We start from the raw sequence: 14599 nt of genomic DNA on the forward strand, positions 1-14599 counted from the left end.
ACGCGCAAAAAGAAACCAAATAGCATGTTCCCTGTATGTTCGCAATGGCGCATCCGCCATCCATACCTATATAGACCGGATGCACACACCTCCCGATATCGACCAGTTTGCCGGCTTCGCCGAAGAGGCCTTCAACGAATTGCCCGCAGGCTTCCGCAAGATGTGCGGCAATGTCTCCATCCGCATTGCCGATTTTGCGGACAGGGAAACGCTGGCCCATTTCGGCATTGCCGATCCCTATCAGCTCTCCGGCCTCTATCATGGCGTGGACCTGACACAGAAATCGGTCATTGATCCGGTCACCTTTCCGGATCAGGTCTGGCTCTACCGCAAGTCCATCCTCGCAGAATGGCAGGCGCGCGGTGATGTCAGTCTGAAATTCCTGATTGCCCATGTTCTGGTGCACGAGATCGGCCACCATTTCGGTCTGTCGGACGAGGATATGCACGCCATCGAGGATGCCGCCGGCCCGTAGGGCGTGGCCTGTATCACCGCCCGGAAAATGCCTGGGCGATAATACGGTCGCACCAGTCCGGCACGGTCTGCGTGGCCGGGCCATAGACGGCATGGTGGAAGTCATGCCCGCTTTCGCCAGCCTCCATGGAGAGCTCCCAGGTGGCGGCCCCGGCGCGGGCGGCTTCTGCCGCAAATCCCGCTGCGGGCCAGACCGAGCCGGACGTGCCGATGGCGGCAAAATGCGTGACCGAGGACAGGCGCTCGAAAATCTCGTCCATGCCCAGTGGCATTTCTCCAAACCAGACGACATGCGGGCGCAACCGGCCGTCGCGGCCACAGGCAGAACAGCTCATCGCGATGGACAGATCGCTGCGGCAGGGTTTCAGATCACCGCACGCCCCACAGCGCGAGCGCAGCAATTCGCCATGCATGTGGATGAGGCGTTCAGAGCCCGCCCGCTCATGCAGATCGTCGATATTCTGGGTCACAAGAAGGAACTCGCCGCCGGATCGCACCCAGGCCGCCTCCAGCAGGGCCAGCGCCGTGTGAGCGGCATTGGGCGCAGCGTCCAGCAATCCGGCACGCCGCGCATTGTAGAAGGCATGAACGGCGACCGGGTCTTCGGCAAAGCCTTCGGGCGAGGCCAGTTTCTGCCAGTCGAATTTCGACCAGATCCCGTCCGTATCACGGAAGGTGCCGAGCCCGGATTCAGCGGAAATACCGGCACCGGTGAGAATGAGGAGGCGGGGCGTTGTCATGCGTGCCAGTGTGCCGCCTCGTGCCTCACTCGCCAACCGGCGGTGGCATCTTCAGCAACGCGTCACCGCCTGGCTGACCGGCCGCGACAGCGATCCGCCGGAATAGGTGTAGCGAAAACTGGCCCCGTCCCGCACCATTTGCGCGGTCATGGCATTGTCGCACGTATTGGGAGGCGCAGTATCTGCCAGCCAGGCCTGCAATTGCGCGCGTGTCACGGACGTATCGATGACATCGTAATGCAGCTCGATTTCAAGCCCGTTCCGGCGCACGCCGTCCATCACCGTCGAATTGTTGATGGGCATGGGCAGCTGGGGCCGCAAATGGGTCACATAGTATTCCACCCGGTCGCCAACCGGACCGTCCGCGGGGAAAGCGCCGGGCGCCGTGACACCACCCGAAGCCTCCGGCGCGCCGTCATCGTTGGCGGCCCTGTCGTCCGGCTCCGAGCAGGCCGTCAAAAGCAGGCCACCGGCCAGTGTGGCGAATAGAAATGCGCGCATGATCTTGTCCCTCCCTGTTCATGCCCAGTCTGGACCGCTCACGCCCGCGAGAGAATGTCGCAAACCGTCGCACGGGCGGCGGGCGCACTGATCCGGTGGCTGCGCCCACACGTAAGGTTCTGCAAACAGGGAATCAGCACCATGATCATTTTACGGCTTCTCACCGCTCTTGGCGGCCTCGCACTCGGCGGGCTGATCTGGCTGGCCTTTACGACCGGCGATTTCGGTGCGGCAGGTGCCTGGCTGATGTCCGACCCGTGGGGACGGGTGACACTGTTTGATCTTTATCTCGGCTTTTTCTTTCTGGCCCTGATCATGGCCTTCTTTGAAAAGCACCCCCTGCGCGCCATCCTCTGGATCGCGCCCCTGCCCATTCTCGGGAATATCTGGGCGGCCCTCTGGCTGGTGCTGAGTCTGCCGGAGCTCGCCCGGCGGCTGCGCGCCTAACCCGCCTTTTCCATCAGATAGCCGAGGCAATCATCGCGGATGGCGGCTTCATTCGTGGTCAGCATGGCGGGGGTGAAGTCCCGCTTCAGGATCAGGCGGTCGCCCTCACGGACAAAGCACAGGTCAGTCACGTCTTCGCCGGTCTCGGTGGTCACGCGCACGGGATTCCCGCAATTGAGGATGCGGGCAAAAGTGGAGCCGGCCGGGCGGTCGAAGAAATTCCATTTTTCCAGACTGGCGGGAAATTCCACATCACCCTCCGCCCCATGTTCAAAGACCATGCGCGCGTCCGGATCGATCAGGATGCGGCCGGTCACCGTATAGAGATCCAGCGGCAGATCCGGCGCGCCGCGCCAGTGATCGAGATGCAGCACATCCCGCACCAGATTGAAGGCCGCGTCTTCATTCGCCGCCACACCCGAATGACCACATTCTGCCGTGATCGCCGGGCAGAAGGCCGACATGGCCTCGCTACACGTGCCGGGCGGATTGTGCGTCATCATGGCATTGGGCGAGAACAGGCTGGTCAGTTGCAGATCTTCCGGCCGCTCGTGATGGACCAGCGCATAATGCGGATTGGCCCCGGTATTATTGTGCAGATCAATGGCGGCGAAAGGTTGGGCCGCGCGGACAATCTCCGTCACCCGCGCCGCCAGCTCGTGCTCGGGCGTCTCACCCGCCCGCCAGATGCGGTTATAATCGGGGCGCCCCGGCACCATGCGTAACTGCCGCTCTGCGGCGCGGACATTGCCGATGAAGATCAACAGGGACCGCGGCAGCGGATGATCCGCCATCCAGGCCTGAAGCCGTTTCAGCGCCTCCCAGCCGACGGTTTCATTGCCATGAATCAGGGCCGACACGAAAAGCGGCTGTTTCTGACGCCCCTCCAGCGCGATCAGCGCGCTTTCGGGAAACACGGTGCGCACATCGCGCGCGGCAAGGCCCGAGAGGTCAGGCAAAGCCGCATACCGCTCAATCGGAAACTCTAGATCCGCCATGTATGTACCGGCCGCCCGCCCTGCTGATTCTCGTAATAGGCTGCTACCAGACCCTGAAAGTCCCGGCCATGGCAATTGACCCAGCTGCGTTGCCAGGCGGCGCCATTCTGACCGGATTTCGCCCGTTCGCGAATGGGGGCCGTCACGGCTTTGGCTTCATGTTCCGGCACGCCGGACGTGATCAGCCCGTCGCGCGCCGCATCGACCAGATGGTCATATATCAGGCGCTGCACATCATGCATCTCGCCATCAATCCACTGCACGGAGGCCCCGAGACCACGGCGCGCACAAGCATAGAAATTCGCGCGGGCTGCCGCAAATGGCATGTCCGTCTCCGGAGCCGTGTCCCGCGCCGCCAGATGCCGGGTCAGGCCGATGAAGAAAGCGGCATTGGCCACCATGTCCGTCACCGTCGGGCCGGCCGGCGTCACCCGGTTTTCAATGCGCAGATGCGGCGTGCCGGAACAATCACCGCCGACAATGGGCCGGTTCCAGCGCCACAGCGTGCCGTTCTGGAGTTTGAAATGCCGGAGTTTTTCTGGCGACTGATCCTCGATCAGCGGCAGAAGGGCGTCATGCCCGTCCAGATTTTCCAGGAAAAGTTCCATGAGGCTCTTGCGCAACCAGCCCGCACCAAAAGTCACGCGGCCGACTTTGGCGCCATCGCGCCCCCTGAAAGAGGGAATGCCGATCGCCTGTTCAAAGGCGGGAATGCGCGTCTCCTCCCACAGCCGGCGGCCATAGAGGAAGGGAGAATTGGCGGAGATGGCGGTGACAGGTCCGGCGGCGATCTGCGCGGCATTGAACATCCGCGCTTCTTCCTCACCGGGATTGACCGTCAGATGGGTCTGCAGGGACGTGCAGGCCGCCTCGATCATCAGATGGTTCTGGGCGAGCTGCAATTGCTCACGCCGCGCAATCTCGATCTCGGTAGGCTTGCCGCGCACCTTCATGACCTGCTCGTTCAGCGCCTTGTAGCGGTTGGACGGCGTCATCGTGTCCAGCGACAGCATGTCCTGGATGAGGGTCGGCGGGGTGCCGATCATCAGCGGCTTCAGGCCCAGCGTATTCGCCGCTTGCGTACAATCATCCCAGAGTTTTCCGATCTGATCCTTCAGCTTCGGCAGGCCGCCGGGCAGGGAATGCGGATCCAGATTGAGCTCGAAATTGAACCGCGCGAGTTCATGCGTGGCCAGCGGTTCGCCCAGTTTTTCCAGGAAGGCGTCGTTTTCCGGCGCTGGCAGCCAGTTGTCATCGACCAGCCAGGCTTCGACCTCCGCCCCGATCATCGGCGGATCAAAGGTCTCGAAGCGATTGTCCCGGAAACAGTCAGCCACGAGCCGCGTCTCGGCGCGCAGGCGTTTCAGGAAGGCCGGCGCATCGACATAGTCGCGATCGTTTACTTCCTGCCCCATGCGCACCCTCCCCGCTAACCGACTTTAGACGCGATCATCGCCGTCTTCCAAGTGGCGGATGGCCGCATTTCTTGACAATCCTGCTGCAGGCGCGTAACTCCCGCCGCTCACATGCAAGCAGGGATGCTTGCCTTGACCGGCACGCGATGTCGGCGAGGTCCCGCGGTCGGCGAAGTTTTCGCTCACCGGGGTGGTATTTCCCGTGTCTGCATAATGCGGCAATGGAGACGGGCGAACACATGTTCGACGCTTTAACAGAACGGCTTTCCGGGGTTTTTGACAGCCTGACCGGACGCGGCGCGCTTTCGGAGAAAGACGTCGACAAGGCCCTGCGCGAAATTCGCACCGCGCTTCTGGAAGCCGATGTCGCCCTGCCCGTCGTCAAGAGCTTCATTGCCGGCATCAAGGAACGCGCGATTGGCGAGGATGTTATCCGCGCCGTCGCCCCGGGCCAGCAAGTCATCAAGATCGTCCATGACGGTCTGGTGGAATTGCTGGGCGGGACAGGCGAACCGGAAGGTCTGTCGCTGGACGGGGAACCGCCCATCGTCATCCTGATGGCCGGTTTGCAGGGCTCGGGTAAAACCACCACCTCGGCCAAGCTGGCGCGCCGCATCCAGACCCGCGACAAGAAGAAAGTCCTGCTCGCCTCGCTCGATACGCGCCGTCCGGCGGCGATGGAGCAATTGCAGCAAATGGCCGCCCAGGCCGAGGCCGGCTTCCTGCCCATCGTCAAGGGCCAGGGCGCGGTCGATATCGCCAGGCGCGCCCTTCAATCGGGCCGCCTGCAAGGCTATGACGTCATCATCCTCGATACGGCGGGCCGCACCTCCATCGATGAAGACATGATGGCAGAAGCCAGGGCGATCTCCGATGTCGCCCGTCCGCGCGAAACCCTGCTGGTCGCCGATGCGCTGACCGGTCAGGATGCCGTCGAGACCGCCCGGCGCTTCCATGAACGTCTGCCGCTGACCGGCCTTGTTCTGACCCGCATGGATGGCGATGGCCGCGGCGGTGCCGCCCTCTCCATGCGCCATGTCACCGGCCTGCCGATCAAGTTTGTCGGTACGTCCGAAAAGGTCGACGGTCTCGACAACTTCGATGCCAAGCGCATGGCGGGCCGTATTCTGGGCCGCGGCGATATCGTCGCCCTCGTTGAACGCGCCGCTGAAGACGTCGATCAGGAAAAGGCCGAACGCCTCGCCCGCAAGATGGCGAAGGGCAAGTTCGACATGGACGACCTCGCCGAGCAGTTGAAGCAATTGCAGAAAATGGGCGGTCTGGGCGGAATCATGGGCCTCTTGCCGGGCATGAACAAGAAGATGCAGGCACAGGCCGCAGCCGCCGGCATGGATGACAGCCTGCTCAGAAAACAGGGCGCAATCATCTCCTCGATGACGCGGCAGGAACGCAAGAAGCCGGAACTGATCAAGGCCTCGCGCCGCAAGCGGATCGCTGCGGGCGCCGGCGTCGGCGTGCCGGAAGTCAACAAGCTTTTGAAAATGCACCGCCAGATGGCCGACATGATGAAGAAGGCCGGCAAGAAAGGCCCGCGCGGCATGATGGCCGGTTTCACGCCTCCGGGCGGCGGCGGTCCCGATCCGGCCTTGCTGGAACGCATGAAGGGCGGCGCCAAAAGCGGCGGCCTGCCCGGCCTTCCCGGTGCGGACCAACCGGCCTCCGGCGGCTCCACCCTGCCGGGGCTCGGGGGCGCACCGCAACTCGGGCCGGACGGCCTGCCGATCGGCTTTGGCAAGAAATAATCACATCAGATCAATCTTATAAAACTCAAGGAAACTGAACCATGGCACTGAAAATTCGCATGTCCCGCGCGGGCTCCAAGAAACGCCCCTTCTACCGCATCGTCATTGCTGACTCGCGCTCGCCGCGCGATGGCCGCTTCATCGATCGCGTCGGTTCCTATAATCCGATGCTGCCGAAGGATGCCGAGCGCGTGAAGCTCAACATGGAAAAGATCGCGGAATGGTATGCCAAGGGCGCCCGCCCGACCGATCGCGTCGCCCGCTTCATGCACGAGGCTGCGCCCGAGACCTATGCCTGGAAGCATGGCGACAACCCGAACAAGGGCAAGCCGGGCCAGAAGGCACAGGAACGCATCACCGAGAAGGCCGAAAAGGCTGCCGAGCTGAAAGCCGCCGAGGAAGAAGCCAAGGCGGCTGCCGCTGAAGCCGCGGCCGCTCCGGCTGAGGAAGCACCTGCGGAAGAAGCCCCTGCCGAAGACGCTGCTGCCGAAGCTCCGGCTGAAGAATCCGCTGCTGAAGCGCCGGCTGAAGAAGCTGCGGCAGAAGACGACAAGAAGGAAGGCTAGGGCCGCCTTGCTAAGCCTTTCCCTCCCCCTTGTGGGGAGGGGGGCGGTCTTTTCGTCGGAGCCCTTCGAGGCTGACTGCGTCAGCACCTCAGGGTGAGGTAGATAACGGATTATCATTCACCTCATGCTGAGGTGCGAGCGACAGCGAGCCTCGAAGCACCCGGCAGGATTTGGCCATGGCAAACAAACTCATCACCATCGCCCAGATCAAGGGCGCGCATGGCGTCCGGGGTGAGGCGCGGATCCGCTCCTACACGGCGGATCCGGTGGCCTGCTTCAGCTATGGGCCCTTTCTGGACGAGGCGGGAAAGCCCGTCCTGACGCCGGTGAAATGGCGTCCGGTGAAGGATGGATTTGTCGTCACTTTCAGGGAAAACCTGCAACGCGAGGCGGTCGCCGCCCTGCGCGGCACGAAGCTTTATGCCCCGCGCGAAGCCCTGCCGGCGACGGACGAGGACGAATTCTACATCACCGACCTTCTGGGCCTCGACGCCGTTTCGCCCGAGGGTGAGCACCTTGGCAAGATTGCCTCTGTGCAAAATTTCGGTGCCGGCGACCTGCTCGAAATCGACACCTCATCGGGCCGCATCTTCGTCGCCTTCACGCGCGACGCCGTGCCCGACATCTCGCTGAATGACCGCAAGGTCACGGTGATCCTGCCCGAGGATGACGGCGAGGACGGTGCCGAGGAAAAAGGCTGACAGCTCCCGGTTTTGATTGTTAGGGTTGCAATCAATCCTGGGGAGTATGTTTCATGGAATGGATTTTCGGCCTGCTACTGGCCAGCTTTGCCGTGCCGCCTGAAGGTGCCGCAACAGGCCCTGCCACGGACACCATCTATTGCGATGCGGCCTTCCAGACCCGCAGCGGGCGGGCCTTCCGGATTATTCCCGACTGCCCGGATGTCGAAAACCGCGAAGTGATGGAAGACCAGGTGCGCCGCCAGATCAGAGAGGCGACGCCCGTCCTGAATGATCTCAGCGTGCGCGACATGACCGGGCGCATCTTCTTCCGTCCCGAACAGATTGATGGCGAAACCTATTGGCGGATTCAGCCCGGCGTGATTTCGCGCATCAATGCCTATTATCCGGTGAATGCCTATCGCAGTGCCGTCAGCGGGGCCTGCACGGCAACCTATGAGGTCATTGAAGGGGTGCCGGAAAATATCTGCATCCGCTGCCGCGCCGGGGATTTCCGCGGCGAATTCATCCGCGAAATGCGCCGCGCCATCCGCCGCTCGCATTACGTCAATACCGGCACACCCCTGCCACAGACCTACCGGGTGGATTTCCCGCATCCCGAAAACCCGTCCCCCGGCTTCCCGGATGTGCCCGATTGCGCGGACAGTGAGGAGTAGGGGATGATCGGATTTCTGCTGGCCGCCGCACTGCTGGTGCAGGACGTCAAGGATCCCGATACGGCGCCAACCGACCCGGCGAATGTGCCGGATCTGGCCGGAGCCGCGCTGGGCGAGGACGGATTTGCCGGACAGGGCGAGCTCGATGCCAGCTATGTCGAACCCGAGCGCTATTCGGGACCGCGCAATGTGGTCTGCACCTGGTCCTTCCAGGCCGGACGGCGAAGTCCGCGCGATCTGGAAGTCAGCTGCCCGGCCGGCGATCTGACCGAAGAGGTCGAGGCGCGCGCCTATGAGGTGATGAATTTCGAGACCCGCCGCAATACCGACAGCCAGATGCGCCGCGACACCGTGCGCGGGCGTCTGTTGATGCGGCGCAATCTGAACGAGCCGGACCGGCCCGACTGGCTCGCCGAAACCACAATGGTTCTGGGCGCCGTGCCCAGCTATCCCAATTCGCAGGCCCGGCGCGGCGCACCGGCCGTCTGCACGATCAGTTTTCACGTCATCGACAACCAGGCCGAGACGCAAGGCGTCACCTGTCTGACACCGGGCCTTGAAGAGGCGTTCGAGCGCGTCTCCGGCAGCGTGGTGGAGCGCTATGTCTTTGTCGGCGACGAGGACGTCTATTGTCAGGAAACCAGCCTCTCCTTCTGGTTCCAGCAGCCTATCAACATCCCGCCGCCACCGGCGCCGCATTGCGAAATCCCGCTGGAGGCCAACCCGTGATGACCGGACCGGCGCTGCTGTTGCAGAGCGCCGTTAAGACGGACGAGGAACGGCGCAATACCGGCCCGATGCGCCATACCGAATTGCTGACCGCTAGCGAGGTCTGGTTCCAGCACGCTCCCCTGGAACAATACAATAACCCCCGACTCGCCAAGCGCTCCGCCCTCTGCTAAACGCCGCGCGTCATGTTTACCGCCAGTGTTCTCACCCTCTTTCCGGAGGCCTTTCCCGGGCCGCTTGGTGTCTCCCTGATCGGGGCTGCACAAAAGAAGGGATTATGGGCGCTAGAAACGGTGGACATCCGGGAATTTTCCCGTCATAAGCACGCCTCCGTTGACGACACGCCTGCTGGCGGCGGGGCCGGAATGGTCTTGCGCCCGGATGTGGCGGCGGCGGCAATAGATGCGGTGGACGCCTCTTTTGAAGAGGAACGGCCGCGGATTTATCTGACGCCACGGGGCCGTCCGTTCAGCCAATCCCGCGCAAGGGAGCTGGCCGCGGGTCCCGGCGTTGTGGTGTTTTGCGGGCGTTTTGAAGGCCTTGACGAAAGGGTCATCAGGACGCGGCAGCTGGAAGAGATCAGCGTCGGTGACGCGGTTCTCGCCGGCGGCGAAGCGGCCGCGCTCTGCCTCATCGAGGCGTGCGTGCGTCTGATCCCCGGAGTATTGGGGGATCCGGCCTCGGCCGAAGAAGAGAGTTTCGAGGGTGATCTCCTCGAATACCCCCAATACACGCGTCCGCGCGAGTGGGAGGGGGAGGAGATCCCGGAAGTGCTGTTGTCTGGTGATCATGGCCGTGTGGCCGCGTGGCGCCGGGAAATGGCGAAAAAAGTGACGCAGGAACGACGTCCGGATTTGTGGGACCGCCACATCCGCCGGCAAGGAGACAACCGATGAACCTCATCGAGAAGATTGAAAAAGACGAAGCTGTCCGTGTGATCGGCGAAAAATCCCACCCGGATTTCGATCAGGGCGATACGCTGAAAGTGCATGTGCGCATCAAAGAGGGCGAGCGCGAGCGGATCCAGATCTTTGAAGGCGTCTGCCTCGGCCGCAATGGTGCCGGCCTGCAGGAGAGCTTCACGGTCCGCAAGATCTCCTTCGGTGAAGGCGTCGAGCGGGTCTTCCCGGTCTATTCGCCGAATGTCGAGCAGATCGAGATCGTGCGCCGCGGTAATGTCCGCCGTGCCAAGCTCTATTATCTGCGCGATCGCCGCGGCAAGTCGGCCCGGATCTCCGAGCGTACCACCGGCCGGAATATGGAAAACGGCCGCGAGAAAAAGTCGTAAGCGACGTTTCGCATACAGAATTGAAAAGGCCCGCCCTCACCGGCGGGCCTTTTTGTTTGCGCCCGCAGCCCTTTTGCGTCAGTCCGGGGCCGCCCTCCACTCCGTCATTCCGGGGACCGCCAATGGCGGGAACCCGGAACCCATTCCGGAAGTTTCGCGGTTAAGGCATGGGTCCCGGATCGCCACTACGTGTCGTCCGGGATGACGGGACTTGAATGACCTCATGTCCCCTACTTGATCGGGGAGTGAGGTGCCTGGCGCAAGCCGGCCTCAAACCATGCACCACGCTGGAAGCCTCCTTCGAGGCTCACTCCGCTCGCACCTCAGGATGAGGTGATCTTGAATTTCAACCTCTAACCGACCTCATGGTGAGGTGCTGCCGCAGGCAGCCTCGAACCACGCACGCCCCTGCCCCCCGTCATTCCGGGGACCGCCGCAAGCGGGAACCCGGAACCCATTCCGGTTGTTTCACGGTAACAGCATGGGTCCCGGATAAGGCTTCGCCTTTCCCGGATGACGCAAAACAGGTCGCTATTTCCCCAGACGGCTGACATGCAGCACGCCGATCACAACGCCCTTCATCCGTGGCAGGAGCAGCAGCACACTGCCGACGATGACCACCGCCAGAACCGGATAGGTGAAAACCGCCGGCCAGCCGGACACCGCAATGCCAAAGGCCAGCGGTACCAGAAACGGCCCCATCAGGAGGACGGTCAGCCAGGCCGGACCATCATCCGCCCGGATGTCCGAATAATCCGCTCCGCAATGGCCGCACACCTCGACCGGTTTCAGATAACGCGTGAACAGCCTGGCCCGGCCGCAGTGCGGGCAGAGCAGACGAAAGCCGCGCCAGCAGGCCGTCATCAGGGAAGGAAACCCGGTCTGGCTCAATGTCGTCACGCCTCTGTCCGCCACATCCCGCCTGCATGCGCCGGATAACGCCGCCCGGCAAGCCTGCTCGGTGCAGCGCCTTTCTCCCCCGCCTGCGGGCGGAGTGGCCCGGAGGGCCGAGGGGGGCGAATGGCGGGCGTCATCCTGCCCCCTCCGTCTTTCGCTGAGCTGCCGTTCGGGCCGTCGATTGATCCACCGGATCAATCTTGGGGGCCCTCACCCCCGTAAACAGGGGAGGAAACCAACCCCTCACCCCCTCCCGTCATCCCTGCGACTTGTGCCCGCGGAAGCGGATAAAGCAGGGACCCAGAGCAACAGTGGAGCAGCAAAGACCGGCCCTCAATCTGCGCGGCGTCAAAGCTGGCGGCAGGTTGGCTCAGGGCGCGCCGGTGGAAAGGGCGCAACTGGGTCCCTGCTTTCGCAGGGATGACGCAGAATAGAAGACCTCAGGGTGAGGGGGGGTCAGCCCCGCCGTGAACCACGCATGCCCTCTTCAACTCCGTCACCCTCCGGCTTGACCGGAGGGTCTCAAGAGATCACCCGGATAAACCGGGTGATGACGCGTTTATGTGTGACCTCATGCCTGTCCCCGATTTGATCGGGGAGTGAGGTGCCCGGCACAAGCCAGGCCTCGAACCATGCACCACGCTGGAAGCCTCCTTCGAGGCTCACTCCGCTCGCACCTCAGGATGAGGTGATCTTGAATTTCAACCTCTAACCGACCTCATGGTGAGGTGCTGCCGCAGGCAGCCTCGAACCACGCAACAATCCCCCCGCGCCCGTCCGCGGTTAGACTGCCGCCATGATCTGCACCCGCTTTTCAAACCAACGCGCCATCGCCGCGCTTATGGCAGGGGCCATAACCGGAATTGTAGTAGTTGTAGTAGGAGACAAAATCGCGATTTTTCCAGACTTATCCACGCCGGCCCAAATTCCGCCGCGGATTTTCGCCTCAATGCCGGGCCGAAACGGCGATCAGATTGGATTGAAACAGCGGATGCGGACCGGCAGAAGCGGCCGGGCCGATCCGGTGGCGCGGGCGATCAGAACAGACATAGGCCGCGGCGCTCTCTTTCAGCCAGTGCGCATATTCGCTCTGGCCCGTCTCTGTCAGCAGATCGCGATACGCGTCTTCGGCCAGCACGCTCTCATCCAGCGCCGCACAGGCGGTTTCAAAACCGCTGATCGCGCCCTCTGCCAGCCGGCTGTACGCGGCATTCTGAAGCTCGGGCGGGCGGGTGCGCAATTTGGGATCGGCCCAGTCGGCCGGATCACACACCGCCGCGGCCAGCTCCGAGGCGACGAACGCATCCGCAGCCGCCGCATAGGCCCGGGCCGGTGCGTCGTCGAGCTGGCGTTCCGCCGTCAACGTGGTGGAGACCGCAGCCGCCTGAAACGCCTCGCAGACGTCCAGTGGCGCGGTGGTGAGAAGGGGCATGCCGGGATCAATACCGGTCTGGCTCTGCCAGTGAAAAACCAGCCAGACGCCTGCCAGAATCGCAGGCAATGCCGCAGCGGCAAGGAGAAACCGCACCCATCCCATGAGCGTCAGATTGCAGCCGGATTAAGGCCAGAACGTGGCAGGTCAGCCGCTTGCCAACTCGCAAACGGCTGCCGCCTAGATCGTCGCCGGATCGCGGAACGTCTCCTCGTCGAGCTCGCCCTCCCATTTGGCGACGGTCGTGGCCACAGCGGCATCGCCGGTGACATTCACCACCGTCCGCGCCATATCCATGATCCGGTCAACCGGCAGGATGAATCCCACCACCAGGGCGATCTGCTCGGGCGTCGCTCCGAACGTGCTGAGCACCGTCGCCAGGAGGAAGAGCGAGGCCGACGGAATGCCCGCAGCGCCGATCGACACGACCGCAGCGGTGACCGCGATCATGAAGTAATTCATCAGCGTCAGCTCGATGCCGAACGCCTGCGAGGCGAACAGCGCCAGAATGCCGAGATAGAGCGCCGTCCCGTCCATGTTGATCGTCGCACCCAGCGGCAGCACCGAACCGGCGACGCCCTTGGGCACACCCAGATTGCGGCGCGCATTGGTGATTGTCACCGGCAAAGTCGCCGAGCTCGACGAGGTGGAAAACGCCACCGCCTGGGCATCGACAACGCCGCGGAAGAAGCGGATCGCCGGCAGGCGCAAAATCACCTTGATCAGGCCGCCATAGATCAGGACCATATGCGTGAAGAGGCCGAGATAGACCGTCAGGATCAGCCAGAAAATCGACTGGAAGGCCTCGATGCCATAGGCAACAGTCGTGTACGAAATCAGCGCGAAGACACCAAACGGCGCAAACTCCATGACGACGGTCGTGACCTTCAGAACCGCTTCCGACGCGCTTTCGAAGAATTTGCCGACAAGCTCACCCTTGGACCCGGCCAGAAGAATGCCGATCCCGAAAAGCAGGGCGAAGAAGATGATGGCGAGGATATTCGCATCCGCCATCGCCGCAGCGGGGTTCTGGATAATGTCGAGGATCTGGTCCCAGCCCGAAGGCCGCGCCTGGGAAATCGCTTCGGGGGTCGCACCGGCGAGCGCTTCGGCGGCGCCGGCACCGGGGCGCATGATGGTTCCGAAGATCAGGCCGATCACATTCGCGAAGAAGGTGGTGACCAGATAGAGCCCCACCGTCATCAGGCCGAGCGTGCCCAGCTTGGCAGGCTCCTTCATCGCCACAACACCCGCCACCAGCGTGGTGAAGATCAGCGGCACGATCATCATCCGGATCAGGGCGATGAAAATCTCGCCATAGGGGCGGATATATCCATCAAGGAAGGATTCAGCCTGATCGCCCATGAGCTGCTGAATCAGCAAGCCGAAGCCGATCCCCAGAACCAGCGCACCAAGCACGCGCTTCCACAGGGTAATTCCAAACCAGAAATTGAACATGAAAACCGCCTCCCGCCCGGCCATTATGATGGCGGCAGACTAGGCCGGTTCAGAGCCGCGTCAACGGCGGCGTGTTGCGTCGAGAAGCTTGGCGAGGCCGACATAGGCCGTCACGCCGGCCAGACCGGCACCGGCGATCATGGCAAAAAGGCCCAGATCGCCCATGGCCTCGATCAGCGGAGCGGACATCAACGGCAGGGCTACCAGAATCTGGATTCCCAGCCGCGACCAGCTGATATCGCGATAGCCGTTCGCACTCTGCATCGTATTGGCAGAGAAATAATGGCTCGAACGCGCGGCTTCACCGCCGTCATGGCCATCACGATCGTGCGAAACGACCACTTCGTATGGGTTCTGAAACATTGCCATAATGGTGACTATACGGAGTTTTTATTGAATGTCAAAGCCCTCTGGAAAACTCGGATAAACTCAGAAAAAACAATAAGAAAATACATTTTTGGCGGTCACATCATATACTAACAAAAAGTGAAAAGGCGGCCCGAAGGCCGCCTTTTGGGAGAAAACCGGTTCATT

18 protein-coding genes are annotated in these 14599 nt (G+C 62.5%); 10 read left to right on the forward strand and 8 right to left on the reverse strand.

Annotation, left to right across the window (positions count from 1 at the left end):
• The first annotated feature begins 79 nt into the window (after positions 1-79).
• A complete protein-coding gene (locus tag HXX25_RS10760; protein ID WP_187165915.1) occupies positions 80-475 on the forward strand; it encodes a metallopeptidase family protein in 396 nt (131 codons plus the stop codon).
• Between the two features lie 13 nt (positions 476-488).
• Here HXX25_RS10760 and HXX25_RS10765 read toward each other — a convergent pair whose 3' ends face one another.
• A complete protein-coding gene (locus HXX25_RS10765; protein ID WP_187165916.1) occupies positions 489-1214 on the reverse strand; it encodes an NAD-dependent deacylase in 726 nt (241 codons plus the stop codon).
• 51 nt (positions 1215-1265) lie between these two features.
• A complete protein-coding gene (locus tag HXX25_RS10770; RefSeq protein ID WP_187165917.1) occupies positions 1266-1715 on the reverse strand; it encodes a hypothetical protein in 450 nt (149 codons plus the stop codon).
• A gap of 141 nt (positions 1716-1856) precedes the next feature.
• Between HXX25_RS10770 and HXX25_RS10775 the strand changes: the two genes are divergently transcribed.
• Positions 1857-2162: a hypothetical protein gene (locus tag HXX25_RS10775; RefSeq protein ID WP_187165918.1), complete on the forward strand. Its 306-nt coding sequence runs from the start codon at positions 1857-1859 to the stop codon at positions 2160-2162.
• Here HXX25_RS10775 and HXX25_RS10780 read toward each other — a convergent pair.
• Both HXX25_RS10780 and HXX25_RS10785 read right to left on the reverse strand, forming a co-directional pair.
• Positions 2159-3160 carry a succinylglutamate desuccinylase/aspartoacylase family protein gene (locus tag HXX25_RS10780; protein WP_187165919.1) on the reverse strand — a complete coding sequence of 334 codons (1002 nt, stop codon included), beginning with the start codon at positions 3158-3160 and terminating at the stop codon, positions 2159-2161. The genes HXX25_RS10775 and HXX25_RS10780 overlap by 4 nt on opposite strands.
• Positions 3148-4575 (reverse strand): glutamate-cysteine ligase family protein, encoded by a 1428-nt coding sequence (locus HXX25_RS10785; protein WP_187165920.1) that lies wholly within the window; start codon positions 4573-4575, stop codon positions 3148-3150. Before HXX25_RS10785 ends, HXX25_RS10780 begins: the two co-directional genes overlap by 13 nt.
• 239 nt (positions 4576-4814) lie before the next feature.
• On the opposite strand from HXX25_RS10785, the gene ffh reads away from it, so the two are divergent.
• The 8 genes from ffh to rplS all read left to right on the forward strand — a co-directional run bounded on the left by ffh (position 4815) and on the right by rplS (position 10278).
• Entirely contained in the window at positions 4815-6338 is a 1524-nt protein-coding gene (ffh, locus tag HXX25_RS10790; protein ID WP_187165921.1) for a signal recognition particle protein, read from the forward strand.
• A gap of 41 nt (positions 6339-6379) precedes the next feature.
• On the forward strand, positions 6380-6904 hold the full coding sequence (gene rpsP / locus HXX25_RS14430) for a 30S ribosomal protein S16 (protein ID WP_187165922.1): 525 nt from the start codon (positions 6380-6382) through the stop codon (positions 6902-6904).
• A gap of 176 nt (positions 6905-7080) precedes the next feature.
• Positions 7081-7605, forward strand: coding sequence for a ribosome maturation factor RimM (gene rimM, locus HXX25_RS10800; protein WP_187165923.1), 525 nt, complete (start codon positions 7081-7083; stop codon positions 7603-7605).
• 53 nt (positions 7606-7658) lie between these two features.
• Positions 7659-8261 (forward strand): hypothetical protein, encoded by a 603-nt coding sequence (locus HXX25_RS10805; protein ID WP_187165924.1) that lies wholly within the window; start codon positions 7659-7661, stop codon positions 8259-8261.
• Between the two features lie 3 nt (positions 8262-8264).
• On the forward strand, positions 8265-8990 hold the full coding sequence (locus HXX25_RS10810; protein ID WP_187165925.1) for a hypothetical protein: 726 nt from the start codon (positions 8265-8267) through the stop codon (positions 8988-8990).
• The gene (locus tag HXX25_RS10815) at positions 8987-9163 is read left to right on the forward strand and encodes a hypothetical protein (RefSeq protein WP_187165926.1); all 177 of its coding nucleotides are present in this window, start codon (positions 8987-8989) and stop codon (positions 9161-9163) included. Before HXX25_RS10810 ends, HXX25_RS10815 begins: the two co-directional genes overlap by 4 nt.
• A gap of 12 nt (positions 9164-9175) precedes the next feature.
• Positions 9176-9886 carry a tRNA (guanosine(37)-N1)-methyltransferase TrmD gene (trmD, locus tag HXX25_RS10820; protein ID WP_187165927.1) on the forward strand — a complete coding sequence of 237 codons (711 nt, stop codon included), beginning with the start codon at positions 9176-9178 and terminating at the stop codon, positions 9884-9886.
• Entirely contained in the window at positions 9883-10278 is a 396-nt protein-coding gene (gene rplS, locus HXX25_RS10825) for a 50S ribosomal protein L19 (protein WP_187165928.1), read from the forward strand. The genes trmD and rplS overlap by 4 nt, the downstream gene beginning before the upstream one ends.
• A gap of 531 nt (positions 10279-10809) precedes the next feature.
• On the opposite strand, the gene HXX25_RS10830 is transcribed toward rplS, so the two are convergent.
• From HXX25_RS10830 to HXX25_RS10845, 4 genes are all read right to left on the reverse strand, one after another.
• Positions 10810-11178: a DUF983 domain-containing protein gene (locus HXX25_RS10830; protein ID WP_233346649.1), complete on the reverse strand. Its 369-nt coding sequence runs from the start codon at positions 11176-11178 to the stop codon at positions 10810-10812.
• Between the two features lie 943 nt (positions 11179-12121).
• Positions 12122-12703, reverse strand: a complete 582-nt coding sequence (locus tag HXX25_RS10835) for a hypothetical protein (protein WP_187165929.1) — start codon at positions 12701-12703, stop codon at positions 12122-12124.
• 84 nt (positions 12704-12787) lie between these two features.
• Complete coding sequence (locus HXX25_RS10840; protein ID WP_187165930.1) at positions 12788-14065, reverse strand: dicarboxylate/amino acid:cation symporter; 1278 nt, start codon at positions 14063-14065, stop codon at positions 12788-12790.
• Positions 14066-14125: 60 nt separating this feature from the next.
• Positions 14126-14434: a hypothetical protein gene (locus tag HXX25_RS10845; RefSeq protein ID WP_187165931.1), complete on the reverse strand. Its 309-nt coding sequence runs from the start codon at positions 14432-14434 to the stop codon at positions 14126-14128.
• Positions 14435-14599 lie beyond the last annotated feature (165 nt).

Origin of the sequence: Hyphobacterium sp. CCMP332 (genome assembly GCF_014323565.1) — a bacterium.
Classification (GTDB): Bacteria; Pseudomonadota; Alphaproteobacteria; order Caulobacterales; family Maricaulaceae; genus Hyphobacterium.